Source organism: Hymenobacter montanus, from assembly GCF_014699115.1.
Lineage (GTDB): Bacteria > Bacteroidota > Bacteroidia > Cytophagales > Hymenobacteraceae > Hymenobacter > Hymenobacter montanus.
Genome location: NZ_JACXAD010000008.1, coordinates 126,192 through 152,092, shown reverse-complemented (window position 1 = coordinate 152,092; position 25,901 = coordinate 126,192). Strand labels below are relative to the sequence as shown.

The window sequence follows — 25,901 nt, the reverse complement described above, 5'->3', positions numbered from 1 at the left end:
GAAAGAAGGGATGGTAAGTCAACTCGGATACTTGATTCAGACGCACGGCTTGTAGTCGAGCAGCTTGCGGTAGCGGCGGGCGATGGCAGCAATGGCGGGCCCGTTTTTAGCCACGTCCCCGTTCACGATGGCCCGGGCGCCTTTAAACTTGAAGTCGCCATCGGTGCCGAAATCCGCCAGGCTTTTGCCGGTGAACCGGCCGTTAACGAGCCCGTGCACCAGGATAGGCGCGGCCACCGAGGGCTCAGCGGCCTGCACGGGGTTGCCAATCAAATCGACGGTGAATCGGGTGGCGGAGAGGATGTCGGTGTAGCGGGCGTAGTTCACCCGGCCGGTGAGCTGCACGTAGCCGCGGCCCCGGAAGCGGGAGCCGTCGCCGGGCTGGTCGTTGCCTAGCCGGCCCTGGTATTTGCCGTTGAAGTAGTTGTCGGCATTCCCGTTGTACTTCTCCGACAACGATTTGCCCACCCCTGACTCGTGGTGTGCCGAAGCCAGAATGTAGGCCACGTGGCTCTTATCGGTGACCCCGTAAAAGCGGCACTCCTTGAGAATCAGGGCCAGATGCGGGAGGGCTTCGGAGTTCACCTTTTCCGCCTCGGGCATCAGGCGCTCGCTCAGAAACTCGGCGGCTTCGTTGACCTGCCCGGTGCTCTCCAAATCGCCGGGGGCGGTGGCGGGCAGCAGGCCGGTAACGACGGCCGTGTGGGCGAAGTCGAGGCGCGGGACGTTGGCATCGCCGGCGGCGGTGGTGCGCTGCTCCCAAAAAGCATCGAGCGTGGTCCGGGCCAGCGAGCCCAGCGCGCACATGATTTCGTACATGCTCAAGCCGTTGAGGTTGCGGAAAGCCTCGCTCCAGTTGCTGGCTGTGATGGCCGCGTGGAAGGCCTGCCGCCCGGCGCTCGGCGTGTAGTTACAGCAGCGAAAGTGGGTGCGCGGGGCCTTTTCGCTGAGGTCTTCGACGGCATCGGGAAAGGCGAACCCGCTGGCGGCGCTGGCCTGCCTGCCGCCGCGGAGCGGGCGCACGATCATGTGGTCGAAGTCAAGCCGGTTCTGCGCGTCGGTCACGCGGCGGACAAAGGCTAATTCGCGGCGCTTGGGAAACGGACCCGCTTCCACCACGTGCACATATTTGCCGGGCTGGGTGGCGTAGGCCTGGTACTGGCCGGTGCGCAGCTCCTGAAAAGGAATCAGGGTGCCGGCCACCACCAGGGCAGCGTAAGTCTGGCCCTCGCCGTAGGCCCGCTGAAGCAGGATGTCGCCGGGGCGGAGGTCCTGAACGAGGACCTGGCGGGGCAGGGCAATTAAGGTCAGGTAGTTGCTCAACTGCTGGCGCAGCTCGGCCGGGCCCTGCGAGAGGAAGGCGTCGAATACCAGGCCGGGCGTAGTAGTAGGAGCCAGGGGGGAGGGCGAATTAGCGAAAACCACCCGCTGCAAAAGCGCGGACACGCTGCCCGGGTCGGCATCGAGGCTTACTTCGGCCAGCTCAACTAAGTGGTCGCCGTAGTCGGCTTCGTCGTCAGCTTCTGTGTCGTCCTCCTCATCCGATTCCCAGTCAGCCTCCCAGTCGGCTTCGCTGATGATTTCCGGCCCGGACTCGGTACGGTCTTCGTCATTGCTTTTGCTGGTCGGAGCTGGGGCGGCGGGGTGGTTGCTGGCCATTGAGCCGCCTACCATTGCTCCTAAGACGAAGGCGGTGGCGGGGTTGAGGTAGTCTTCGTAAAAGGTGTCTTCGCCGGCTCCGCAGGCACTGCCGCAGCCGCAGCCCTCGGCGCAGCTTTCCGAGTCCCAGTCGGCTTCCTGAATCTCTTCCATGAGCACCGCGGCCCGGGCGTGGCCGCCGCAGCCGCACGGGGCGGCCGCGGCCTCACTGTCGGCCACTTCATCATACAGGTCCTCGTGGGCCCATTCGGCGGGCATTTCTTCGCGGATAATATCGTCCCAGGCCTCGGTTAGCACGACCGGCGCTACTGGCATCCGTTGGATGACGGCCCAGGTGTTGCGGGCGGCCGTGTGCTGGCTGATGTGTTGGGCGTTGTCCTCGAACAGGCGCCGGATAAGCCGGCGCCGCAGCGCATCGCGGCAGGGGCCCCAGTCGCCACTATTGGCCGCTAACACGGCGCGGAAGTTGGCCAGCTTTTCGGCCACCGTGGGGAAGGGCCGCAGGTGCTCAAGGATGCGGCTCAGGCAGGCCGAATACCGGACGTACGCCGAAAGCAGCAGCGCCTTCAACACGAACAAGTCTTCATCCGGCTGGGCCGGGTCGAGCACCGGAATGCCGTTGATGGGCTCGTGGATCTGCTGCAGGCCCGGGGCCAGCCACCACGCGGCCACTTCGGCCACGAGCTCCTGCACGTGGGGCCAGGCCACTACGTTGCGAAACCGGACGGTGAGCCCGTGCCGGAACGCCGCATCAATCTGGTCGAAGTCGGAATCGTGCAGCCGGCCCGATTCCAGGAATCCGATGTTGTGCGGGGCGTGGGCCGAGTCGCCAATCAGCGCAATCTCATCGGGTTGGCCCGCGTTCACCAGAATATCGGTGCGCGTACCAACCCGGCGGATAGACCAGCCGAGCGGCCCCCCAAACTCCTGCTGAAACAGAGCCGGGTCCTGCTGCTGCAAGTGGCCCAGAAACCGCATCAGCTCGCTGCGTTGGGCGTTGAACTGAATCGGCCCCAGGCTGAGGCCGGCGCCTAAGTCGTAGGCATTGATGGTTTCCATGCTGCCCTCGGCCACCGAAATCACCGGCAGGTAGCAGCCCGGCTCACTAAGGGGCAGCGGCAGGGTGGGCTTGGTAAGCCCGCCGGCCCGCGCGCCGAGAAAGCGCTCGTGGGGCTGGTTCACTGCCCGCACCGGCAGGGCGTGCTCGGCAAACTGCGCCACCAGCAGCCGGAGTACCGGCGTGCCCAGGCTGCGCAGCCAGTGCTGCGTGATGGTGGCGCCCGCCAGGGCTATGTGCGCCCGGATGTTGAAGAGCCGGCGTACCCAGATGTTGCGCTGTGCCGTTTGGTCGGCGGCGGCCAGCTTGTAGAATTCGCTGAGGTGAGGCACTTCCACCCAGCGCGCCGCCGGCGCTACCACATTGGCGGGCAGGAAAACCCGCCCCTGGCCGCCCTGGCTGGCGAGCAGGGCCGCGGCCGCAGCGGGCGCTCCCACGTATTCCATCACCAGGCCCAGGGGCGGTAAGGCCGGGGTTGGCGCTGGGGTCGCGGGTTCCAGTCGAAACACCCGGAACAGGGTGCCGCCGGCCAGATTGCCCAGCACCAGGTACACGCCGGCCGGGCCGGCCAACGCTTGGCGCAGGGCGGAGTCCAGGTCGGTGGCCTGCGCTACCACGGCGGTGTCGTCGTAGCGCAGCGGCAGGGCCTGGCCCGATTGCAGGGCGATGGAGCCCGCCGATTGCACGGCCTCAGTAAAGTTGGTTTCCATAGCGGGGAGGGGAAGAAATGAGGAGCTTGGGGTAGGAGGGTCGAGCGAAGCGCGGTAAGCCAGGGCGGCGGCCACTGCCCGCTCGGGGTTCAGCAGGCCCTGGCCGTAGCGCAGGCGGTCGGGGGGTGAGTCGGTAGCGGGCTGGTCGGTAGTAGCCAGCAAAAGCCGCCGCGTGATGTGAATGGGCAGCGGGCGCCCCAGGGCCTGGAACATGCGGGCGACGACCCCGGCCACGCGCGGCGCGGCCATGCTGGTGCCCGATTTCCGAGTGAGCAGGTTATCCGGCCCGGCGCGCAGGGCCTGGGCCGGGCTCGAGCGGGCGGCCACGATGGCAACCCCCTGAGCGCACACATCGGGCTTGATCCGGCCACTCACGGTGGGCCCCGAGCTGCTGAAGCTGCCCACGGCGGCATCGGGTGAGTGGGCATCGTAAGCGCCCACCGCAATGGTCCGAAAGCCGTTGCAGATGGTGCCGGTGGTAAAGCGGGGGTCCACGTCTTCGGGCGCGAAGCGCGACTGGCAGCCGTAGCAGCCGGCGTCGCGCTCAATCCAGGCGTGGAAGCGCCCATCAACCACGTCCTCCCCAACTAAGGTCACCAGCCAGATGCCCGGCGGCGCGTGCCGGTACATGAACACGTCGATGTGGTGGTTGCCATTATTGGGGTCTTTGGCGCGGTGGTAGATGCGGCCAATCAGGCGGCCGTCATCAGTAATATCCTGTTTATCGCCTAGGGGCACTGAAATAGCAGTGGAGCGACCCGGAATAGTTATTTCCACCCGGAATTCGTCGTGGCCGCTGTACCAGACTTCCAGCTCGTTGGGCGTGGAGTCGGCGGCGTCAATTATCCAGTGCAGGGTTTTGGGCTGGCCCGGCTCGACGCGGCCCGACGAGTGCGTCTGGGCCTGGTAGTAGTTACCGCTGCTTTGCACCACGGCCCGGCCGGGCCGGGCTTCGAGCCAGGCGTCAATGGCCTGCTCGACCGAGGTGAGGCCGTCGTGGGGGCCGCCGTGGCGGCCCATGCTCATGTTCACCACCACGCAGCGGTCGCCGGCCCAGGAGCCAAAAAAGTCCAGGGCTTCGAGCAGGTGCACCGAATCGGCCAGGGTCGTGTGTTCGCTCGGCGCGTCGGCGGCCATGTGCACGCCCAGCATGCGGGCCTGGGGAGCCATGCCCGAGGGCCCCACGGTGCCGTTACCGCAGGCGATGTCGAACACGTGGGTGCCGTGGGTGCCTTCGCCGCTCGGGTCGGCTTTGGCCGGGTGGTAGCCCAGGGTTTTAAAGGGGGCTTCAGTGCGCAGGGCGGCGTTTATTTCCGCCTCGGTGTACACCCGGCCGTAGCCGTATTTCGTGGCCCCCCGCCCGGGGGCCGACTGGTCCCAGATGGCCAGAAAGCGGGTGGTGCCGTCGGGGTTTAAAAAATTGGGGTGGGTAAAGTCAAACCCCCAGTCGGCCACTGCCACTATGGTGCCCTCGCCCGTGATCGAAGGATAGTCCGCCGGCTGGGGGGATGAAAAAGTAGGGTTTTCTGCAGATAAGGACGGGGAAGTAAACGATTCCAGTTCGGGCTCACGAGCAATCAGGCGAGAGGCTTTGAGGCTGACCACCGCGCTGCTGCTCCATACCGCGGCGATGTCGCGCCGGTACAGCCGACAGGTAGCCACCAGGCCAAACTGAGCGACCAGGCGCACCTGGGGCGGCACCACGGCCGGGTCGTGCAGGCGAATAACGGCCTCAATTACTGCTCCCGGAGAGCCTTTTTGTAATTCTTGGAGAGCGGGGTCCATGAGCTGCGCAACGGGGTAGATCAGGAATTAAGAAATGGGGGTAAGGCCCCGGAAATGGTGGGGTGGCAACAGCGCCGCCCCAGGCGGGACGGCGCTGCATGTTCACCGTCAGGGCTTACTTGGGGGGATTCTGATTTTGATTCATCATCATCATCATCATGACCATCATCATGGTGTTATCCTTGCTACCCGAGCCACCAATGGTGTTCTCTTTCTGGGTGAGCAGCAGCAGCATGGGCATCATGCTGGTCATCGAGTTGCCCCCGCCGCCAAAGCCTCCGCTCATCATGCTAACCATCAGCGCGTTGGTGTTGTCGACTTTAATGCTGTCCACCTTCTCGGTTCTGAGGCGGGTGCCGTCGGTGCCATTGGGGTCCTGGATGGTGATTTCCTCAATCCGGGTGGGCAGCAACAAGCTGAACAGCTGCTGCTGCTGGAGGGCGGCGATTTTACGGTCGGTTTCCGTAATACGCTTGCTCAGGGCGTTGGTGCTCTTGCCGTCCTTGCCGTTGAGGTCGTTGAGGTTGGCGTTGATTTTCAGAACCGCCTGCGAGTTCTTCTTGATGTCGCTGCTGATGGCCGCCAGGGCCGCCCGCAGCTCATCCTTGCGCACCAGGTCGGCGGGCAGCTTCAGGCTGGCCGGGCCGGCGGGCGTGTTGAGCGTAGCGCGGCCCGTGTAGGGCCGGCTGGGGCGGTTGTAGCGGCCCTTGGCAACGGGCGGGCGGCGGTAGCGGCGGCGCGTAGCCTCGTCGTAGGCTTCATCGCTCTCGTTGTCATATGCCTCGTCGCTCTCGTTGTCATAAGCCTCATCGTAGGCTTCTAAGGTGTAGGTGCTGTCTTCCAGCGTTTCGGCAAAGCTTTCGTCGTAAGCCATCGTAAAAAAGGGGGTAAAAGGGTGAGGAAAAGAAAAAATTATTGAATTAGGGTTGGGGGTTGAAGGTGGGGTTGGCCGCCCCCGCGGGGGCGGCGGGGGCCGGGGGCGGGCCGGCCTGGCGGCGCACCGCCGGCCGCACAAAGCGGGCGTACAGCGGCTGGTCGGTGGGGTAGGCCCCCGGGCCGCCCCGGCCGCGGCAGCTGCCACAGCCCGGGTCGGTGCCCCAGCAGTGCGGGCAGGCTCCGAGGGCGGCGGCCAGGTCGTGCTGCAGTTGCGCCGTGGCGTCGGTTTCCTGTTGGAGGTTCTCTACCAGGGCATCCAGCCGCTTGATTTCGTGCCGGGCCCGCTTCAGCAGGGCCACCAGCTGCTCATTTTGAAGCAGCAGCTCCTCGCGAGTGGGACCTTCCTCCACTTCCTCGGCGTGCGTGAGGTGCTGGGTCCGCATGGCTTCCAGCAGGGGCTGGAGCTCGGGCCGGTCGGCGCTGAGCTGGCTCAGCATGTCGAGCATGGGGTTGGGAGAGGAGTTCATAGTGCAGGAAGAAGTGAAAGAGCGGTGGGTACTTAGTGGCGAATCATGCCGGATTCCAGAAACCATTCCGTCAGCGGGTCATAGCCAGGGCCGGCCGCTTCGGCGTAGTCTTCCTGGTCGTTTTCGGCCCAGGCTTCTTCGTGCTCCTGTTGCAGCAGGGCCAGTAGGCCTTCGGTGCGGTGCTCGGGCGAGGCGGGGTCGTAGGCGTAGAGGCCTTCGCTGTCGGTGAGGTAGCTGGTGCTGTTGGTGTCGGCGCTGGGCGCGGGAGCCTCGGTAGCCGCCCGCTGGGCCAGCTGCAGCAGGGCGTTCATGAAGGTGGCAAACGATATATCGTGGCGGCGGCCCCCGGCCTGCACCGGTACGGTAGCGCGTCCCACGTTACCATTTACCTGCCCGATAACGGCCCGGTTCAGGTGCGGACTGTTAAGCAGCCCAAGGAGTTGCCTGGTGGCAGGCCGGGCGGTGCCCGTAACTGGCGTCGCAGTGCTTCCAGCCCTGCCTGCCGGTGCACCACCAGCCAGGGCGGCCCCTACTAAGCCGGCGGCCGACGCCAAACCGCCGACCGTGGAGCCGCGGCCAGCCCCGGTGCCCAGGGCCGTGCCCGCCAGGCCCGCAACCGTGGAAGCAATGCCGCTCCCGCCGGTGCCCCGGCCCGCGGCTCCCAGGCCTCCGGCCACGGCGCCCTGCAGCCCGGCCCCAATAACGGAGCCCGCATTGGCGCGGGGGGAGTTGGCCAGGCGGCCGGCCACGTTGCCGACCAGGCCGCCCACCGCCCCGCCAATGGCCGTGCCCGCGCCCGGCACGATGCTACCAATCACCGAGCCCGCAATAGGGGCCCAGATGGGCGCCGATTTGGCAATCGTCTGGCCCGCTTTTCGGAGCCAGCTGCCCAGGCCTTCCATATATGCCTCGGCCTCCTGCGGCGAGAGCCCCGCCGTGACGCTCTCTAATAAGGCATCCGCTTCTTCATCCGAAATACTTTCGTAATCGGGGTGGAGAGTAGCGCGGAAAGCCGTGCGATATTGGTGCTTTGGGTACTCGGACATGACGTGGGGTATTTTAAAGTGTAGAATGAAGGAGCACGACGGCGTTTCCGATTCGGGGCGATTTCGTTAACAGGCTTAAGCCCGAGCGTTGGGGAGGGATAATCGCCCTGATAATCAGAGAGAATTAACGAATGCAAAATTGGGGGTTTCGGCCGGCCGTTCTCAAGCGAGCCACCACGCAAAATGAGTGCGTGCACTACGCGTTCGGTTTTGCGTAGTGCCACCTAATCGCATGCGTAGTATTACGCATTCAGGATATATAATTCTTTGATAAGAAAGAACTTACCCATTTGCCCAGCCCGCGCGTAGCCGGCGGGGGCTTTGTGCTTGTGACGACAGGCGGTAGCTTCCGGAAAAATTCTCTTTTACCATCTCATTCCTTATGAGCACAACTCCCCAACGCGGCGCTACCCGCCAACGTACTCCCTTCACGGGCGCCGAAGCTTCTCCGCTCGATTTGCGCACCGCCGCCCGCTGGACGGCCACCGAGCGCCGTCAGAACCCCGACCAAGCCCGGGCTTTCTTTTTCGGCCGCGACATCATCGAGCGAATCCTGGCCCAGCCCGGCTGCATGGGCCTGCGCGTGCACTACGCCATCGACCCCAGCACCGGCCAGCGGCACCTGCTTATAGTAGGGGCCGATGCTGAGCAGAACGACCAGCTCCCGCCCCTGGAGCCCACGCGCGAAAGCACCGCCCGTTCCGCCGCGCCCCCCGAAGCGGCGACTGAGTCAGCCGAAACGATTGACGAGACCACCATCCCCGATTACATCATCGCGGAAATGGCCATTCCCTGCCCCAACCAGTGCGGCGACTCCAACCAGTTGAACGGCTATGCCTAGGTCTGGGCTAGCGCAGTCCCGGCTTCGGAGCCGGGACCACGCAGCCTATCACTAAGGGGTTCAACTGGTTGGGTTCGAACGCCCCTCCACTCGCCATGTCCTCTCTCCTCAACCAACTTTCGGCTTGCTCAGGCCTGCTGCCGCTAACGGCGGTGGGCCTGCGTTTCCGCACCTTCGGCCCAGTCCTGCGGCAGCTGGCTTGGTTCTTTTTCATCTCGGTCCTATTCGATTTGGTTTCCGTTGTCACGGACCATCTCCGCATTCGGAATATTCCGCTTTTTCACGTATTTTCCGTAGTAAATCTATTGTTTCTCAGTGCCCTGTACCATCAGGCGCTAACGGGAGTGCTCGTTCGGTATACTATTCGGCTGGCGGCCGGCGCTATTCTGCTCTACACGGTGTATAGCGCCGGGCAGCCGGGGCAGATCTGGCAGTTTCCGTCGGCGGTGATGACGGCTCAGTGCGTATTCTTTATCGTGTTATCGCTGATTTATTTCTACCAGCTGCTGCGGCAACCCGTAGTCGTAGCCATCGAAAACAACCCGCTGCTGTGGGTCAATGCCGGGGTATTGATCTACTTCTCCGGCAACCTGTTTCTGTTCATGCTCCAGGCCTGGATTAGCCAGACGCCGCAGGCCCAGCACTATACTAATTTTTGGGTGATCCACTCCATCGTTAATATCCTCGCCAACTTATTTTACGCCGCCGGCCTGCTGTGCAAACCCCAACGCCTGACCTGATTTTCGTGCTCATTATCGGCACGACCGTAATGGTCGTCCTGCTCGTCTTCATCTTTGTGATGGTGGTGCTCTCGCAGCGCCGCATGATTAATTATCAGGTGGCCCTCCACGCCTCTAAGCAGGAGGTGTTCAAAGCCGTATTTGAGGCCCAGGAGGGGGAGCGCCAGCGCTTGGCCGCCGACTTGCACGACAGTGTGGGCCAGGTGCTATCGGTCATCAAGCTCAACTTGCACCGCCTGAAAAAGATGGAAGCCCCGGCGCCCTTACCGGCCCGGCAGGCGCTGCTGGCCGATACCAACAGTTTGACCGAGGACTGCATCAACGAAATCCGGAACATCATCCACAACATCTTGCCGCCGCTGCTTACCGACTATGGCCTGGTAGCGGCCTTGCAACACTTGGCCACGAAAATGGAAAAGGCCACCGGCCTGCGCATCATTTTTCGGGCCGAGCAAGGAGGCGGGCGCTACGCCCGCGAAGTGGAAGTGGCCCTGTACCGGGTAACCCAGGAGCTGCTCAACAATGCCCTCAAGCATGCCCGGGCCACGGTTATCGAATTTTCGCTGCAGCAGCACGCCACCGGCCTGGTTTTTACCTTTACCGACAACGGGGTGGGCTTCGAGCGCGATAAGGTGACGCCCGGCCAGGGCCTGAAGAACCTCGAAAGCCGGGTGGCCCTGCTGCACGGTGAGATCAAGCTCGGCCCCGGCCCGGGCGGCGGCACCTTAACCCAGGTGCAGCTCCAAGCCCAGCCCGCCGTCGAAGTTACGTAATTGCCGCCCTCAACCAAGCTCTACCCGCTATGACTCCCATCCGCCTCGCAATTGCCGAAGACCACCGAATATTCCGCGAAGGGTTAAAGGCATTTCTGGAAGACTACTCGCAGATTCAGGTACTGGTCGAAGTGTCCTCGGGCTACCAACTGCTGGAAGTGCTCCCCCAGCAGCCCGTCGACATCGTGCTGATGGACATTAACATGCCGGAACTCGACGGCCTGCAGACCACCGCGCAGGTGCACGAGCAATTTCCGCAGCTGAAGGTGCTGGCTCTGTCGATGTACGACGAGGACAAGTACATCGTGGGCATGATGAAAGCCGGCGCGCGCGGCTACCTGCTCAAAAGCGCGGAGCCCGACGAAATCGTCGCTGCCATCACCTCCGTCCACGAAAAGGGCTTCTACTTCAACGAATCCCTCTCCACGACCCTCGTAAAGCAGCTGGTGGACCAAGGCAATGCCGAGCAGAAAAACGCGACCGAGCTCAACGAGCGCGAAACCGAAGTGCTGCAGCTGCTCTGCCAGGAGTTTTCCAACGCCGAAATTGCCGACCGCCTGTTCCTGAGCGTGCGCACCGTGGAAGGGTACCGCACCCGCTTATTCGAAAAAATCGGGGCCCGAAATATCGTGGGCCTGGTAATTTACGCCGTCAAAAAAGGCCTGATTCAGGTCTGAGCAGCTATTATTCAGAACTGTTATAAATAAAACCGCTGCCTTTGGTAGACGCGGCCCCCAGCATCAAAAAAGGCATTTAGCTTAATTGTATTCGGCCCTGCTAAACGGCTGTTGGCGTTGGTCTGTCACCGCTACGCGGCTCTCGTTTAGCCCGGGGTACCATGTTCTCTCTACTAACCTATCGCCGCTACGCGGCTAGTCCGCAACTTGGGTTGGCTAGAAAGCAATGGTTGTAATAAATGTAGTCATCACCACCGCAGGCGTGGCCCGTGCATAAGGCTCAAGGCGCTGTCGCAGAGTTGCTGGTCAGGGTAACTTATTCCTCGTGCGGGTGCCCCAGCAGGCGCACCGTGCTGTAGCCAACCAGCAGGAACAGGCCGAAAACCAGCGTCACGCCCCAGGTGCCCGGAAACGAAAAGGGGTGAAAAATGCGATTTACGATGTCATAAAACAGCGTGAGCGGGTTGGCCAGCACGTCCCAGGAGTTGAAGCGCAGGTAGCGGCCCAGGTAGATGCCAAAGCCGCTGAGCAGCAGCGCGACCGTGGCAAACCCCCAGCCGGCCCAAACGCCCAGCCGCTGCTGCACCAGGCGCTGCATGTCGGAAAGCGAGGCGTAGGCCAGCATCAGGCCATTCCAGGCGCAGCTCAGAATCAGGGCCAGGTCGTACCAGAGCGGTATGCCCGGGCGGGCGTCGAGGTGAAACAGGTCGGTGAGGATGTAGGGCGCGTTGGGGAAAAACAGCAGCCAGGCGGCCCCGGCAGGCACCAGCAGGCGGGCCCGCAGGGGCCCTGCCGAAATGCCGAGTAAGGTGCTGATGGCAAAGGGAATCAGGGCCAGAAACAGGTTCCAGATCAGGAAGAAGAAGGTTAACTTGCCCGTCAACAAGACCCGGCCTACCACCAGCATGATGCTCAGGGCGATGGAGCTGGCCAGCACAAAAACCAGCGTCAGTCGGGAGCGAGAGAAAGATGGGCTGGAGGAAAGTGCCATAAATAACTTAGAAGAAAGTTGCGAGAGGAAAGATAACGACGAGGGGGCCGGCGACCGTATAAGTAGCCGCCCGGCCCAACCCGGCCCCCGGCATTTGTGGCTAATTTTGCTCCGCTTTCCCCGTAGAAAGCCTATTTCCCCTTCGATGACGTTTACTTCTACGTTGTGGCGGCCGGCGCAGTGGCTAGCAGTCAGCTTGCTGCTAACCAGTTCTGCCCTGGCCCAAACCCCGGCCAAGCCCCGCCCCGTTGCCGCGCCACCCGCTGAGCAGGCCGTGCACTACCGCAACGGCAAAGCCCTGCTCGACCAGGGTAAGTACCAACTGGCGCTGAAGGAGCTCGAACCGCTGGCCCAGCGCCCCGCCCGCTTCGCCCAGGCCGCCGATGCCGCCTACCTGAGCGCCGTGGCCGCCGCCCGCCTCAAGCAATGGCCCGAGGCCGAGCAGCTGCTCAACCTGCTGCGAACCGAGTACCCCAATTATCCCAACCTGCCGGAAGCCTTATTTCTACAAAGCCAGGTTTCATTTGAGCAAGAGGACTACGATAACGCTTTTAAAACCCTGGCGCTGCTGCCGGCCAACCAGCTGGGGCCCGAACGCGAGGCTATGAAGGTCAATTACTTACCGCGTATCAGAGACCGGAGCACCTGGCTGCGCCTCCTTCGGCGCTACCCCAACGATGCCACCCTGGGCCGGGCCTACGCCGATCGGCTCATAACCGGCGGCGTCTATACCGACGCCGACCAGCCTATTCTGGACGAGCTAATCGATAAGCTCGACCTCAACCGGGCCCGGTATACGCCCCCGCCGCGCCCGGTTAAACGAAGCAGCTACAACGTAGCGGTGCTGCTGCCCTTCGAGCTGAGCGACCCGGGCGGGCCAAGCCAGCGCAAAAACCAGTTCGTGACCGACCTCTACGCCGGTCTGCGCCTGGCTCAGGACAGCCTGCAGCGCGCCGGCCGTTCGGTCCAGCTGTTCGCCTACGATACCAGCGCCGATACCCTGGTTCTCAAGCAGGTGCTGGCCCAGCCCGAGCTGGCGGGCATGGACCTGCTCATCGGCCCGGTGTATAAATCCGGCGCTCGGCTGCTGGCCCGCTACGCCCGCGAGCACCAGATTGTCTGCGTCAACCCACTATCGGAAGATGGCGACTTGGTGCTCGACAATTCCTGGCACTACTTGTTCGGGGCCAGCGCCGCTACCCAGGGCCGCATTGCCGCCGAGTTTGCCTTCCGAGCCTTTGGCCCCAGCCGTCCGGGTATCGTGCTGCACGAAGAAACCAAGGGCGACGCGGCTTTTGCCAACGCCTACAAAGCCGCTTACGAAGCGCAGGGTGGCAAAATCGCGGTCGTGCGCTCCTTCAGCGCCGACACCAACGAAAGCTTGAGCAAGGCCTTTGCCGGGCTCGACCTGCCCGGCGCCAGCCACATCGTAGTGGCGTCGGATAACCGCCGCCTGGGCCCCTACACCCTGAACGTGCTGCAGACGCCGCCGGCCGCCAAGCGCCCGGTACTGGTGTGCCCCGGTTCCTGGCTCGACAACCCCCGGCTTGATGTGTGGGACCTGAACACGATCAGCGCCTACTTTTTTATGCCCAAATACTACAACGAGCGCGGGGCGGGCTACCGTCGGTTTCGGCAGCTGTATTTGCAGCGGCAGCGCCTGCCGCCCTCGCTGTACGCCAACCAGGGCTTCGAGCTGCTGCTGTACTTCGGGGCGGCCCTGCATCAGTACGGGCCGGCCTTGCAAGCCGGCCTGGCGGGGGCGCCCCCGGTGCAGGGAGCCATTTTTGAGGGCCAGAGCTACGAGGGTGGGGCGCACGATAACCAGGTGGTGCCCATCATCAAGCTGAACAATCTGGAGGCGCAGGTGCTGCGGTAGCGGCGCGCAATCTTTGCTGCACCTCCGCTGTTGTGCTAAACATTCTTTCTTCTGATTTCCGCAGCACAGGCTGCCCGCTACTTTTCATGCTCAATCTCAGCACTTCCTCTGCTCTTTTCGACCGCGCCAAAACCCTGATTCCGGGTGGCGTCAACTCTCCCGTGCGCGCTTTTCGCTCCGTGGGTGGCTCCCCGGTGTTTATGCAGCACGCCCAGGGGGCCTGGCTTACCGATGTCGACGGCAATCGCTACGTCGACTTTATCAACTCCTGGGGGCCGATGATTCTCGGCCATGCCCCGCAAATCGTGCTGGAGGCCGTGAGCCAGGCCTTGCCCCAGTCGCTCAGCTTTGGCGCACCCACCCGCCGGGAGGTGGAAATGGCCGAACTAATTCGGGAAATGGTGCCCAGCATCGAAAAGGTGCGCCTCGTGAATTCCGGCACCGAGGCGTGCATGTCGGCCATCCGTGCGGCGCGCGGCTACACGGGCCGAGCCAAAATCATCAAGTTTGAAGGGTGCTACCACGGCCACGGCGACGCTTTCCTGATTGCCGCCGGCAGCGGCGCCCTGACCGCCGGCGAGCCCGACTCGGCCGGGGTAACCCAGGGCGTGGCCCAGGACACGCTCACCGCGCCCTACAACGACGTGCCCGCCGTCGAAGCCCTCATCGCCGCCAACCCCGGCCAGATAGCGGCCCTGATTCTGGAGCCGGTGGTGGGCAACATGGGGCTGGTAGCGCCCGCCGACGGCTTCCTGCGGGCCCTGCGCGCCCTGTGCACCGAGTACGGCATCGTCCTGATTTTCGACGAGGTGATGACCGGCTTTCGCCTCACGTCCGGCGGAGCCCAGCAGCTCTACGGCATCCGGCCGGATCTGACGACGCTCGGCAAAATCATCGGGGGCGGTCTGCCCGTGGGGGCTTACGGGGGCCGCGAAGACATCATGAACTGCGTGGCCCCCGCGGGCAAGGTCTACCAGGCCGGCACGCTCTCCGGCAACCCCATCGCCACCGCCGCCGGCATGGCCCAGCTCCGTTACCTGCACGAGCACCCCGAGCTGTACATGGCCCTCGAAGCGACCAGCGCCCGCCTCGCCGACGGCACCCGCCAAATTGCTGCCGAGCTGGGCCTGAATTACACCGTGAACCGCGTCGGCTCTATGTTCAGCCTGTTCTTCACTGCGGAGCCGGTAACCAACCTGGAAGACGCCAAAAAATGCGATACCGCTGCCTTCGGCCGCTACTTCCACGCCATGCTGAACCGGGGCATCTACCTGGCGCCCTCGCAGTTCGAAGCGCTGTTCGTCTCCACGGCCATCACCGACGACTTGGTGGACCACTACCTCCGCGCCTGCCGTGAGTCGTTGGCGGAAGCCCATAGCGCAAAGTGAAAATATAAGTTTCGCCAATTTAAATAAGGGAAATTATAGTCCTTTGCGAAACTTATATTTTCACTTCGCGCGACCTTGCGCGACCTTTGCCTTATGGTAAAACAGATTTTCTTCGCTCTGCTGCTCCTGCTGGCCCCGTTGGCCCACGCCGAAACGCCCGCGGAAGCCAACAAGCGCCTCTTCGATAAAACCATTGACGAGCTAAACTTTCGCACCATGGAGACGGTGTACGACAAGTCGTTTGCCCGGGGCAAGTTCCCGCTCACGCTGCGTACCGCCGCCGCCCGTCGCAGCTTTGATGGGTTCGACAACAACGCGACCCTCAAGCGGCTGTTTATGAACTATAACGACGCGGCCGAGCGCTATAAAAACCGCTACGGCAACGGGCCCAATACCCTGGCCGAGTTTCAGAAACAGCTTAACTCGGTGTTGTTGGATAAGAATTTCGAGTTTTTCATCCATAACCTGCCACGCGACGAGCGGGTGGCCCTCGTGCGGGCCGAGCAGCGCCTGATCCAGCAAGCCACGGCCCAGTTTAATGCCTCCGGCGCCTCAGAAGACGCGGCCGCGGTGCCCCCCGCCGATGTGGATGCTCAGCCCGAAGCGCCGGTAGCCGCCCCCCTCACCACCCACGACGAGGGCTCGGCCAGCGCGGCCGATGCCGCCGAGGAGCCCTCCCTCACTTCCCAGCCCGCGGCTTCGGGCCCGGCTCCCCGGCACGACTGGCTCGACTATTTCACCCTGCTGCTGAGCCTGACCAGCGTACTGCTGCTCTTGTACCTCACCACCAGCGTGCTGCCGGTTCTTAGCCGCCGCATCAACAACCTGGCCGCCGAACCGGAGCCCGAACCTGAGCCCCGCAGTCTGATCAGCCGCCTGCGCGCCACCCGCTCGCCCGGCTTGCACGAAGACCGGTACGAGGAGGATAACGATGACCCGGACCACGCCACGGGACCCCACCGTTAATCCCGTTAGCCTTCGCCCGACGCCCTAGTTCCGCCTCTCCATTCAGCCTCACCATTTCAATGATTCTAACCGACCAGCAAATTCTCGCGGAGATTGAGAAAGGCACCATTGTCATCCGGCCTTACGACCGCAGTTGCCTGGGTACTAATTCGTACGATGTCCACCTCGGCCGGTACCTGGCCACTTACCGCGACGAGGTGCTGGATGCGCGCCGGCACAACGAAATCGATACGTTTGAAATCCCCGAAACCGAAGGGTTTGTCTTGCAGCCCGGCCGGCTCTACCTGGGCGTCACCCACGAGTATACCGAGACGCACGCCACCGTGCCGTTTCTCGAAGGCAAAAGCAGCGTGGGGCGGCTGGGCATCGACATTCACGCCACCGCGGGCAAGGGCGACGTGGGCTTTTGCAACCACTGGACCCTGGAAATCAGCGTTTCCATGCCCGTGCGCGTGTACCGCTACATGCCCATCGGTCAGCTTATCTACTTCACCGTCCAGGGCGAGGTGGCTACCCGCTACAACCTCAAGCAGAGCGCCAAATACAACGACCGAACCGACCGTCCAGTCGAATCGATGATGTGGAAAAATAACTGGTAGCCAGTAGGAAGGGCGATACTAATGGGGTAGGGCCGAACCGCAACCGCATTTGCTGCGTTTAACCTGAACACTGAGCCCTTTCTCTCTGGCTTAGTCCTTGCGTAAGTGTGTTACTAAAACCCCTACGACGATGACTATCAAAACCGCTCTTGCTTCCCTCACGCTGGCCTTACTGGCCGGGGGTGCTTTTGCCCAGCAGGCCCCGCGCGCATCCACCGTCGAAGCGCAGGATAAAACCCAGCCGAGTCCCCGCCTCAACCCGGTGCAGGCCCGGGCCGACCGCCTCAGCAACCAAATGGTGCGCGACCTCCGGCTCAACAACTACCAAGCCACCAGGCTGCGCGCCATCAACGCCGACAAAGTGGCTAAAATGGCCGCCATCGAGCGTAAAAACGCCGGCAACCCTCAACTGATCGATGAACAGTGCGGTAGCGTGTGTAAGGAGCGCGACCAGGAGCTGCAAGCGGTGCTCAGCACCGATCAGTACAGCAGCTACTTCGGCTCCCGGGCTACCTACTACAAGTTCGATAAGGACTACGCCAATCAATCGGCTAGCATTTTGCTCACTAACTCGGTGCAGAACCCGGCGCCCGCCCGGGCCAACAACGCGACCGTGGCCCCGACCAACCCCAAGCCGGCTAACCGCCCCGCCGGGAACCTGGGCCGCAATGCCCGCTAGCCGACTCTAATGGAGGCAATCCAAATAAGAATAAGAAGGCCCGTCGCGCTAAGCGACGGGCCTTTTCGATTCAGGATGGCTGACCAGATGTATCTATTAGCCCGCCCGCGGCTAGCTCTTCCGTTTGGCGTCTAGTTGCGGGCATATAGGATTAGGATATACACGCCCCATTGCCCGGGCTCGCTTTAGCCGTGGTTACTTCGGGCTAGCCGTTCTGCTCTTGTTTGTCCAGGTAATCCGACAGCTCCTTGCACAGGGCCCGCATCTTGGTTGCCATCTCCTTGTCGTTGGTCGCCGTCACGATGTTCTCGGCCATGGAGCCGATGTTGTCGACGCAAAAGCGCTTCATCTCATCCACGGGCATGTCTTTGGTCCAGAGGTCGATTTTCATGGTGCCCACCTGCTCCCGGTCCCACAGCGCAATATTGATGGCCTTGGCGAAGTGAATGTCCGGCCCGGCATCGGTGGCCGACCAACTGATGGCCTCGGGTATTTTGTTCTCGTCCAGCGCAATGCTGAAGCGGATTTCTGATTTCTTCATATCACAGATTTAATCTGATTTTACTGATTTCGCGGAGTATTTGTCTTCGCACACTCACTCGAATACGGCCGAATTTTGCAGGCTTCTCGGAGTAACAAGCAATCCGTGAAATCCGCAAAATCCGACTAAATCCGTGATCAGACGTAGTTATTGAGCATCACCGGCATCACCAGCATCAGGATGCTTTCATTGTCGTCGGCCAGCGTGGGCATGAGCAGGCCGGCGCGGTTGGGCGTGCTCAGCTCCAGGGTGATTTCCTCCGAGTCGATGTTCGACAGCATTTCGAGCAGGAAGCGGGCGTTGAAGCCAATTTCCATGTCCTCGCCGTCGTACTGGCAGGTCAGGGTTTCCTTGGCTTCGTTGCTGAAGTCCAGGTCTTCGGCCGATACCACCAGCTCGGAGCCGGCCAGGCGCAGGCGCACCTGGTGCGTGGTTTTGTTGGAGTATATGCTGATGCGGCGCACCGAATTAAGCAGCTCGGCCCGGCTGATAACCAGCTTGTTGGGGTTGCTCACCGGAATCACGTTTTCGTAGTCCGGGTACCGCTCGTCAATCAGGCGGCACACCAGGCGCATCTGGTTGAAGCTGAAGTAGGCGTTGCTCTGGTTGAACTCCATTTTTACCGGCGTGGCCTCCGAGGGCAAGGTGCCTTTCAGCAGGTTGAAGGCTTTGCGCGGGATGATGAGGTTCGCGGTTTGGCCGGCGCCTACATCCTGGCGGCGGTAGCGCAGCAGGCGGTGGCCGTCGGTAGCCACGAAGGTTACCTGCGCGTCGGCCAGCTGCACCAGAATGCCGGTCATGGCCGGGCGCAGCTCGTCGGTGCTGACCGCGAAAATGGTTTTGTTGATGGCCCGCGCCAGCGACGACGACGGCATCTCAATGGGCGAGGAGCCCTTTACGACCGGCACCCGGGGGAAGTCGGCAGCGTTTTCGCCGGCCAGCTTGTAGCGCCCATTAGCCGAGCTGATTTCGATGGTGTAGGTTTCCTCGTCCAGGGTGAAGGTCACGGGCTGGTCGGGCAGGTTCTTGAGGGTGTCGAGCAGGATGCGCGCCGGCGCCGCGATGCGGCCGGTATCGCGGGCCTCCACGGGCAGCTCGGTAATCATGCTGGTTTCCAGGTCGGAGGCCGTGATGGTAAGCTTACCAGCCTCAATCTCAAACAGAAAGTTCTCCAGAATGGGCACCACGGGGTTGTTCGTAACCACGCCGTTGATGCTTTGCAGCTGCTTGAGCAGCGCGGAAGACGAAACAATAAATTTCATAAAAAAGGCAGGGCTAGGGGTGAGGGAGGGCAAAGATAGGGGGTGGGGCCGGGCTTTGGAAGGGGCATTCCGAGCGGTTTCGCGTATTCACCGAAAACCTGATTGCGCCAGGCGTACCTTGCCTTAAACCTCTTGCCGTTGCGTCATGACTCAACAAGCTGCTGGCAAAAGCATCAAATCATGACCACTCAGTTTTGAATAGAAGGAGCTAGTTGAGCGCCTGATACTTCCAGAGGAAAGTGGAAACCGTCGCCAGCAAGGGCAGAGTGCTGAAACCAGCTCCTTTGAGCGCATGCAACGCGCTGGAAAAGCCCCTCGGTGAATGCGCCTTGGATGCCCTATTTGAGCATTTGGTTTTTGCCGGGAAGGTCGATACAAGGGCTTACTGAGCTTGACCGTGGTGAGTGGAAAATCCATGACGAAGTCAAGCAAATAGTAAAGTCCTGACGCAAGTAATTTAAATCGTCTTGCCGGCCATCGGCCTGGTAAGCCGGCCTTTCTGGGATAAAACATCTTCCACGGTCAACAAAGCTATGCGGAATTCTGGTAAAAACTTGGCTGGATCAGTGATGAATGTTGGCAGGGCTTGGGGTATCGCAAGAGTAAGGACTCGGCGTTGAATCTCGGTGGGATTGGGCGTCTCTCAAAACGGGCGTGGCTGTTGCAGAACACTCCACAGCCGCTTGAGGTTGTAGGCCAGGGCCGTTGCTCTGCTGGCGCTGCCACGCCTGTTAGTAGGCCGCGTCGTAAATGGTGCGCGTGAGGCGTTTGCACTTCGCCTTCGCGATACAAGTCGGTTTACGCGCACATTGCTTACAGTTGCATAAGCGGCCGAGTACAGTTCGACCCAGTCCCCGTCGGCCAATATTTCATAATGTTTGAAGGACAGTGCCTCAGCGGCCGGGCAAGTAAAGCTGTTGGTGCCCGCGTCAAGGGTAAAGCCTTCTACGACTGGCTTGTACTACCCGAATACGGATACCCAGGCCGTTATGTGTTGCCGCTCTAGCAGGGCATAGTTGGAGCTGTTGGCGTAGCCGGGATCGGCTAGCAGGTTGCGCAACGTCAACTCGTGCATGCGCAAGCGCTGCTGCAAGCCGGTCAGCAGTCGGGGCAGATGCAGGATGTCGCGGCTATCGGCTAGCACGTGCGTGATGAGGCCGTAGCCTGTGGCATGTAGGCATCTACGAGCCTTCCACCTTGTGCTACTCACTTCTGCAACAGCCACGGGCGTTTTTTGAGCTGGGTTACCAGCTCAAAACGCCTTAGCGTTGTTTTCCGTTCTTACTGTTGTGCGCCCCCCATAACCACGCCGCATTGTCGGGTCTCATGCCAGCCAGGGCAGGTAAAGTTATCTAACTTGCCTCCTATGAAAAAACAGCTTAACCTCGCTCAGTGGAACCGCCGGGAACATTTTGAATTCTTTTCAAGCTTCGATGAGCCGTTTTTTGGCCTAGTTGCCCCCGTCGATTGTACACGCACCTTGGCCGAAGCGAAACGGCTTGGAGTGCCATTTTTTGTGTACTACCTCTATCATGCATTGCAAGCGGCCAATCAAGTGGAGGCGTTTCGCTACCGCATTGAAAACGGCCAAGTTTACCAGTACGACCGCGTACACGCTTCTGCTACCATCGGCCGCGAGGATCACACGTTTGGGTTTTCTTTCATAGAGCAACAGGATGAATTGACTAGTTTTGTAAGGGCAGCCGCAGAAGAAATTGAGGCAGTGCGAACGGGTGAGGGCTTGCGTTTGACCGAGACTACTGGCCGTCCGGATGTTATCCATTTTTCCGCTTTGCCTTGGGTGCGTTTTAGTGGCCTGACGCACGCCCGCAGCTTTGGTCGTCCTGACAGTGTGCCCAAAATATCGTTCGGGCAGACCTATTTGGAGAGGGGGGCTACCCTATTACCGGTGTCTGTGAATATGCATCATGGCTTAGCTGATGGATACCACGTCGGACAATTCCTATCGGTATTTCAAGACCGACTTGGCTAGCAATACTGGTATCTTCTAGCGTAAAAATTTTGGCTGAAATCGTCTTTTTTGGCTTTTTTAGACCGGACAATGGGGCGTGACTATGCCTGAAAATCTATCCCCGGAACGGGGAGTCAGCCTAAATAAGGAACTAAGAAAATACTCAGGCGCAACTGCCATTCAAACAGCCCCAGCTCCCAGTGGAAACACCAGTGGCCGGGGCTGTTGAAGGAAGCAGGACGTTTACTTTAACTGATCGAGGCCAGCTTGTGCGCCGCTTGGTCAATCATGCCTTCTCCATTCATCTGCTCGGTTTGGGCATGGCCGCGCGGGTCGGGCGCCGCCAGTTTGGGCTCCCCGCCTAAGGGCGCAGCCTTCTCGACCCGGAACTCGCCTTTGCCGTCCAGCGACGGCCCGGCCGCCCAGCGGCCCGCAATGGTTTCCTGGTTGCCCACGTAGGTGCTCACAAAGGCGTAGCTGAAGTCCTGCACTTCCTGGCTTTGGGGAAAGCTGTTGGGGATGGGGTGGGCATTGAGCCCGCCGAGTTCCTCTATGACGGCCAGCCACTGGTTCTGGTGCATGGTGTCACGGGCAATGAGAAAGGCCAGCATGTCTTTCATGCCGGCGTCGTCGGTGGCTTCCCAGAGGCGGGTGGCCAGCACGCGGCCAGTGCTCTCGGCCATCACGTTGGCGTACATGTCGGCGGCCAGGTTGCCGCTGCCCACTACCCAAGAACCGTTGAAGGGCACCCCGTTGGCATCCACGGCCATGGCCGCCATGCCCGAGGAGAGGATGTGGCGCGGGTCCATGCCACCCATAATGGCGCCCACCATCTTGTCCTTCGCAAACTCGTCCTGCATGCTTACGGGCGCTCCTTCCAAGTTGAGGGCAACGGCTGTGGCCAGCATTTCAATGTGGGCCATCTCCTCGGTGCCGGTTTCGAGCAGCATGTTGCGGTACTTCGCTGGACCGCGGGCGCCCCAGGCCTGAAACATGTACTGCAGGCACACGCGGATTTCGCCTTCAATGCCGCCAATGGCTTGCTGGAGCATTCGGGCAAACACGGGGTTGGGGTTGTCAACCCGGACTTTGTACTGGAGCTCTCGGTCGTGATAAAACATAGGATGGTAGAAAGTAAGGTAGCCTGTTCTGGACATTCCAGGGGCTATTAGTGTAGAGCGTTAAAATTTTCACGCTCTTAGTAGGACGAAAAAGAAACCAGCTAGGTTACTTCCTCCCCCTTATCCGGCCAAAGATGTACGAAATGGACCTGCCTGATTTCCAGTGGCACCTTAGGCAAATACACCAGCTTGGTCACCTTCTGCCCAGCGGCAGAGTAGTGGAAAACCAACGAGTTCGCCCCTTGCCCGAAGGGCGCGGGCTGTCTATCGTGCAGATGCACCATGATGAAAGCCTGCTGGATGCTCTCAATTGATACCCGTTTTGTGAGGCGCCCAATCCCACCGAAATTCAACGCCGAAGCCCTACCGGGAATTTCTGTTCTTAGCTCTTGCGCTATCCCTGCTTAGGTTGCAAACCGCGCGTAGCGCCGCTTGCGGCGCCAAGCCCGCCCGGCGCCGAACAGCCCCAGCAGCGCCAGCGGGGCGCCCAGGTTGAGCAACTGCCAGCGGCGGCGCTGCTCGGCCAGCTTCACTTTGTCGAGGGGGCGCAGGGTGATTTGCTTACCGCGCACGGCAATCAGGCCGGTCTCGTCGAGCAGGTAGTCGGTGGCGTTGAGCACCAGCTCGCGGTTGGCGAACTCGGTGTTAGCCAGGCGGTCGAACCCCAGGCGGAAGGGGTTGCCGGTTTTGGGGTCGATTTCGGAGCGGATGAAGTCGCCGTCGGCCAGCACCACGAGTTTGCTGGGCCGGGCCTGGGGTGATTTCTCGGGCTGGAACTGCAGGGTGCCCGGCCGGGCGCGATTGGCAAACAACGAAGTAAACTGGCCTTCGAGTAGGTAGCCCACCGGCTGGAAGCCTTTCTGGTAGAGCTTGGGGTTGGGCTCGAGGCGGGCGTCGTTGAAGTTGATGGGCACGGGCGCGGGCAGCACCCGGGTGTAGCGCGAGGTGGTGAGCAACGGTGTCTTGCGGATACCCACAGCCTTTACAGTGTCGAGGTTGCCCGTAAATTTCAGGTACACCGCGTCGAGGTTGCGGGTGATAGGGTGGGGGCTGAACTTGTTGATGAGCGGGTACAACTGCCAGGGCATGGGCTCGATTTTAGGCTTGTTGCCCTCCATGCCGGTCACGAGCGGAATCTGGCCGCAGTTGAGGTCGAGCAGCAGGTTTTGGTTTAGGCGCACGCCGTATTTGAAGAACAGGTCTTCCAGGTTGAGGTTGTAGGGCGTGGCCAGGGCCGCGCCGTTGCGACTCACGCTGTCGAGGTTCACGCGCAGGGCGTCGACGAAGAACAGGGCCCGCCCTCCCTGGGTAATGAACTGGTCGAGCTTGAACTTGTCGTCTTCGGAGTAGGGCGTTTTCGGCTGGGCAACCACGATGGCGTCGAGCGCGCGCAGGTCCGGCACCTTGCTGAGGGTGACGCGGTACACGTCGTACTGCTGCTGCCAGGTACTGAGCATGTCGCCGGCTTGCACGTTGGTGAGCTCGCCGTGGCCTTCGACTATGCCGAGGCGCTTGCGCAGGCTGGGCACCAGCGAGCGGATGGTGCTGGCCAGCTCGTATTCAAGGCCTTCGATGCTCTGGTTGAGCCGGACCTCGGGCGGCGCGGCCTGGTTGCCCCGCAGCAGCAGCACGTTGCGGTCGCGCCCGCCGACGCTCACCACAGCCCAGGGAAAGATGATTTTCTCCACGCGCTTGCCGTTTTCGGTGGCCCCGAGGTTGGTGGGTTTCAGGCCCTTTTTGAAGAGGGAAGCGTAGAACTGGTTGCGAGCCGCAGCAGTGCCGGCCGCGCTGGGGTCAATAAAGATGTAACTCAGGTTGGCCCCGCCGTAGACCTGGAATTCGGTCAGGGTTTCGCGCACGCCCTGCTCCAGGCGACGGAAAGCCGGCGGAAAGTCGCCCGTGAGGTACACCGTGATGGTTACCGGCTGCTTGAGGCCGCGCAGCAGCGCTTTGGTGGCCGGCGACATGGTATAGCGTTTCTCTTCCGTTAAATCGAGCCGGAAAAAGAACCGCTGAGCGATAAAATTAAACAGCAGCAGCCCCCCCAGTACCGCCGCGAAAAGCAGCAAGTCGTGCCGTTTGCGCGAGGCCGGGGCCGGAGTGCCGAGCGGCGGGTTCGTTAGCGTATCTTCCATTACCAGTTCCGGCTCCGTAATACCAGCCGGGTAGCTTGCAAAGCCACCGCTACCACGCTGAAGAAATAAACCAAGTCGCGGGAGTCGACCAGGCCCTTGCTGAGGTCGCGGTAGTGCGCGGCAATGCCCAGCTGGCTGACGTAATAAGCCGGACTGCCGTCGAGCACCGAAGCCAGGGAGTCGAACCCGGAGTAAACCAGAAAGCACCCCACCACGGCCACCAGAAACGCGATAATCTGGTCGCGGGTAAGCGCCGAAGCCAGTACGCCAATGGCCGCGAACACCGCCGCTAATAAGGCCAGCCCCAGGTACGAGCCCACCGTGGCGGCGGAATCAACATTGCCTTCCGGGCTGCCCAATTTGTACACTGAGAAATAGTATAGCAGGGTCGGAACCAAGGCCACTAGCGCCAATAAGAAACACGCTAAATATTTTCCGCCAATGATCTGCCCGTCGGTGAGCGGGCGGGTTAACAACAGCTCAATAGTGCCGGCTTTTTTCTCTTCCGCGAACGTGCGCATGGTGATGGCCGGAATCAGGAACAGAAATATCCAGGGGGCCAGCGAAAAGAGCGTCTGCAAGTCGGCGTAGCCGTAATCGAGCACGCTGCTGTCGGGGAAAACCCAGACGAATAAGCCGGTAGCAATCAGAAAGACGCTCAGCACCACGTAGGCAACCGGCGAATTAAGAAAGGAGTTGAATTCTTTTTGAAGAATGGTTAGCATAAATTGCTAGATGATTTTATGTCCTATATGACCAATAAAACAATCACCTGTCTCTACATCTGGCACGAAATATAGTCTGCCCGCCTGCGGTGTATAGCGCATGTGCCAGCTCATGGCCCGTGTCTGGCCATCGGGGCAACGCAATTGTAATTCAGATAGTGTTCGTAATCTAGTGTCAGATTCCGGCGAAGTTCTATAGCTCAAGACTTGGTCATAGTTCGCGGGCACTCTATCCCAGACAGCGAAGAAGCGATGTAAGGCAATTAGCCGTTCTGCTACCGGTCGAGTGGCCTCAATGGTGAGTTCACGCAAGCACTCGCTGGCTATATCGGTAAGCCTAAGTTTCGGAAACCACTCTGTCCATCGTTGTAGTAGCACGTTGCCGCTGGTAGCGGCCTGCACTACTTGCATTTCCTCCGCTGCTAGAACTCCTGCGTAGTATGCGGCATGCTCACTAGTTTCGCCACTGGCAGGCAGATGCCAAGTGGTTAGCTCATATTCGTCCAACGCATCACGCACTTCGTCAATGGCAGTGCAGTGAATGTGGTAGTAGGGCGCAGCCCATTGTCCAAATGGGTCGAGGCTCCAGGCTAGTAAATTATTCTCCGCAGCAAACGCCAAACCTTTACATTCTAGACCTCGCATTCCAGCTGGCTCTGGCCCGATAAACCAGTATTCTGGATAGTAATGAATGAAAGGTGCTTTTGTTGTAAATGTCAGCGCCAACCGTTTTCGGTCAGTAGGCAATTGTCCCAACCATTGTTGAAAAAAAGTGCCATCGGCTGCTATTTGCATATCCCGTACCGACGCTAGACTTCGAAAGGCTGGCAATACCTTATGCACTTTAGCCAACCCTATAAGTTGCGTTAGCCACGCATCTAATAACACCGCTGCGTGGCTGCCCGTAGTTGGTAGCACTCGAAGAGACAGCTCATTAAGTATGATGTCCATA

22 protein-coding genes are annotated in these 25,901 nt (G+C 61.0%); 10 read left to right on the top strand and 12 right to left on the bottom strand.

Annotation, left to right across the window (positions count from 1 at the left end):
- Nucleotides 1-36: 36 nt before the first annotated feature.
- The 4 genes from IC235_RS09275 to IC235_RS09260 all read right to left on the bottom strand — a co-directional run bounded on the left by IC235_RS09275 (nucleotide 37) and on the right by IC235_RS09260 (nucleotide 7,660).
- Nucleotides 37-5,211 carry a S8 family serine peptidase gene (locus IC235_RS09275; RefSeq protein ID WP_191004895.1) on the bottom strand — a complete coding sequence of 1,725 codons (5,175 nt, stop codon included), beginning with the start codon at nucleotides 5,209-5,211 and terminating at the stop codon, nucleotides 37-39.
- Between the two features lie 115 nt (nucleotides 5,212-5,326).
- Complete coding sequence (locus IC235_RS09270; protein ID WP_191004894.1) at nucleotides 5,327-6,085, bottom strand: hypothetical protein; 759 nt, start codon at nucleotides 6,083-6,085, stop codon at nucleotides 5,327-5,329.
- Nucleotides 6,086-6,131: 46 nt separating this feature from the next.
- On the bottom strand, nucleotides 6,132-6,614 hold the full coding sequence (locus tag IC235_RS09265; protein WP_191004893.1) for a hypothetical protein: 483 nt from the start codon (nucleotides 6,612-6,614) through the stop codon (nucleotides 6,132-6,134).
- A gap of 32 nt (nucleotides 6,615-6,646) precedes the next feature.
- Nucleotides 6,647-7,660 (bottom strand): hypothetical protein, encoded by a 1,014-nt coding sequence (locus IC235_RS09260; RefSeq protein ID WP_191004892.1) that lies wholly within the window; start codon nucleotides 7,658-7,660, stop codon nucleotides 6,647-6,649.
- 382 nt (nucleotides 7,661-8,042) lie between these two features.
- On the opposite strand from IC235_RS09260, the gene IC235_RS09255 reads away from it, so the two are divergent.
- The 4 genes from IC235_RS09255 to IC235_RS09240 all read left to right on the top strand — a co-directional run bounded on the left by IC235_RS09255 (nucleotide 8,043) and on the right by IC235_RS09240 (nucleotide 10,691).
- Nucleotides 8,043-8,501 (top strand): hypothetical protein, encoded by a 459-nt coding sequence (locus IC235_RS09255; protein WP_191004891.1) that lies wholly within the window; start codon nucleotides 8,043-8,045, stop codon nucleotides 8,499-8,501.
- 95 nt (nucleotides 8,502-8,596) lie between these two features.
- The gene (locus tag IC235_RS09250; RefSeq protein WP_191004890.1) at nucleotides 8,597-9,241 is read left to right on the top strand and encodes a hypothetical protein; all 645 of its coding nucleotides are present in this window, start codon (nucleotides 8,597-8,599) and stop codon (nucleotides 9,239-9,241) included.
- A complete protein-coding gene (locus IC235_RS09245) occupies nucleotides 9,217-10,014 on the top strand; it encodes a sensor histidine kinase (RefSeq protein ID WP_191004889.1) in 798 nt (265 codons plus the stop codon). The genes IC235_RS09250 and IC235_RS09245 overlap by 25 nt, the downstream gene beginning before the upstream one ends.
- 29 nt (nucleotides 10,015-10,043) lie before the next feature.
- Nucleotides 10,044-10,691, top strand: coding sequence for a response regulator transcription factor (locus IC235_RS09240; RefSeq protein WP_191004888.1), 648 nt, complete (start codon nucleotides 10,044-10,046; stop codon nucleotides 10,689-10,691).
- A gap of 316 nt (nucleotides 10,692-11,007) precedes the next feature.
- Here the strand turns inward: IC235_RS09240 and IC235_RS09235 are convergent, their stop codons facing one another.
- Nucleotides 11,008-11,682, bottom strand: a complete 675-nt coding sequence (locus IC235_RS09235; protein ID WP_191004887.1) for a DUF1361 domain-containing protein — start codon at nucleotides 11,680-11,682, stop codon at nucleotides 11,008-11,010.
- A gap of 145 nt (nucleotides 11,683-11,827) precedes the next feature.
- Between IC235_RS09235 and IC235_RS09230 the strand changes: the two genes are divergently transcribed.
- From IC235_RS09230 to IC235_RS09210, 5 genes are all read left to right on the top strand, one after another.
- A complete protein-coding gene (locus IC235_RS09230; RefSeq protein WP_191004886.1) occupies nucleotides 11,828-13,561 on the top strand; it encodes an ABC transporter substrate-binding protein in 1,734 nt (577 codons plus the stop codon).
- An 86-nt stretch (nucleotides 13,562-13,647) separates the two neighbouring features.
- Nucleotides 13,648-14,949 (top strand): glutamate-1-semialdehyde 2,1-aminomutase, encoded by a 1,302-nt coding sequence (gene hemL / locus IC235_RS09225; protein ID WP_191004885.1) that lies wholly within the window; start codon nucleotides 13,648-13,650, stop codon nucleotides 14,947-14,949.
- A 93-nt stretch (nucleotides 14,950-15,042) separates the two neighbouring features.
- On the top strand, nucleotides 15,043-15,915 hold the full coding sequence (locus IC235_RS09220; RefSeq protein WP_191004884.1) for a hypothetical protein: 873 nt from the start codon (nucleotides 15,043-15,045) through the stop codon (nucleotides 15,913-15,915).
- A 59-nt stretch (nucleotides 15,916-15,974) separates the two neighbouring features.
- Complete coding sequence (gene dcd, locus IC235_RS09215) at nucleotides 15,975-16,514, top strand: dCTP deaminase (protein ID WP_191004883.1); 540 nt, start codon at nucleotides 15,975-15,977, stop codon at nucleotides 16,512-16,514.
- A 130-nt stretch (nucleotides 16,515-16,644) separates the two neighbouring features.
- Nucleotides 16,645-17,193 carry a hypothetical protein gene (locus IC235_RS09210; protein ID WP_191004882.1) on the top strand — a complete coding sequence of 183 codons (549 nt, stop codon included), beginning with the start codon at nucleotides 16,645-16,647 and terminating at the stop codon, nucleotides 17,191-17,193.
- A gap of 205 nt (nucleotides 17,194-17,398) precedes the next feature.
- Here the strand turns inward: IC235_RS09210 and gldC are convergent, their stop codons facing one another.
- The 3 genes from gldC to IC235_RS09195 form a co-directional block, all read right to left on the bottom strand.
- The gene (gldC, locus tag IC235_RS09205) at nucleotides 17,399-17,734 is read right to left on the bottom strand and encodes a gliding motility protein GldC (protein ID WP_191004881.1); all 336 of its coding nucleotides are present in this window, start codon (nucleotides 17,732-17,734) and stop codon (nucleotides 17,399-17,401) included.
- A gap of 137 nt (nucleotides 17,735-17,871) precedes the next feature.
- Nucleotides 17,872-18,996 carry a DNA polymerase III subunit beta gene (gene dnaN / locus IC235_RS09200; RefSeq protein ID WP_191004880.1) on the bottom strand — a complete coding sequence of 375 codons (1,125 nt, stop codon included), beginning with the start codon at nucleotides 18,994-18,996 and terminating at the stop codon, nucleotides 17,872-17,874.
- A gap of 961 nt (nucleotides 18,997-19,957) precedes the next feature.
- Nucleotides 19,958-20,140 (bottom strand): hypothetical protein, encoded by a 183-nt coding sequence (locus tag IC235_RS09195; RefSeq protein ID WP_191004879.1) that lies wholly within the window; start codon nucleotides 20,138-20,140, stop codon nucleotides 19,958-19,960.
- 222 nt (nucleotides 20,141-20,362) lie between these two features.
- On the opposite strand from IC235_RS09195, the gene IC235_RS09190 reads away from it, so the two are divergent.
- A complete protein-coding gene (locus IC235_RS09190) occupies nucleotides 20,363-20,989 on the top strand; it encodes a chloramphenicol acetyltransferase (RefSeq protein ID WP_191004878.1) in 627 nt (208 codons plus the stop codon).
- Between the two features lie 227 nt (nucleotides 20,990-21,216).
- Here the strand turns inward: IC235_RS09190 and IC235_RS09185 are convergent, their stop codons facing one another.
- The 4 genes from IC235_RS09185 to IC235_RS09170 form a co-directional block, all read right to left on the bottom strand.
- Nucleotides 21,217-22,089, bottom strand: coding sequence for a manganese catalase family protein (locus IC235_RS09185; protein ID WP_191004877.1), 873 nt, complete (start codon nucleotides 22,087-22,089; stop codon nucleotides 21,217-21,219).
- Nucleotides 22,090-22,493: 404 nt separating this feature from the next.
- The gene (gldG, locus tag IC235_RS09180; protein WP_191004876.1) at nucleotides 22,494-24,224 is read right to left on the bottom strand and encodes a gliding motility-associated ABC transporter substrate-binding protein GldG; all 1,731 of its coding nucleotides are present in this window, start codon (nucleotides 24,222-24,224) and stop codon (nucleotides 22,494-22,496) included.
- Entirely contained in the window at nucleotides 24,224-24,949 is a 726-nt protein-coding gene (gldF, locus tag IC235_RS09175; protein ID WP_191004875.1) for a gliding motility-associated ABC transporter permease subunit GldF, read from the bottom strand. Before gldF ends, gldG begins: the two co-directional genes overlap by 1 nt.
- Nucleotides 24,950-24,955: 6 nt before the next feature.
- The gene (locus IC235_RS09170) at nucleotides 24,956-25,900 is read right to left on the bottom strand and encodes a hypothetical protein (protein ID WP_191004874.1); all 945 of its coding nucleotides are present in this window, start codon (nucleotides 25,898-25,900) and stop codon (nucleotides 24,956-24,958) included.
- Between the last annotated feature and the right edge of the window lies 1 nt (nucleotide 25,901).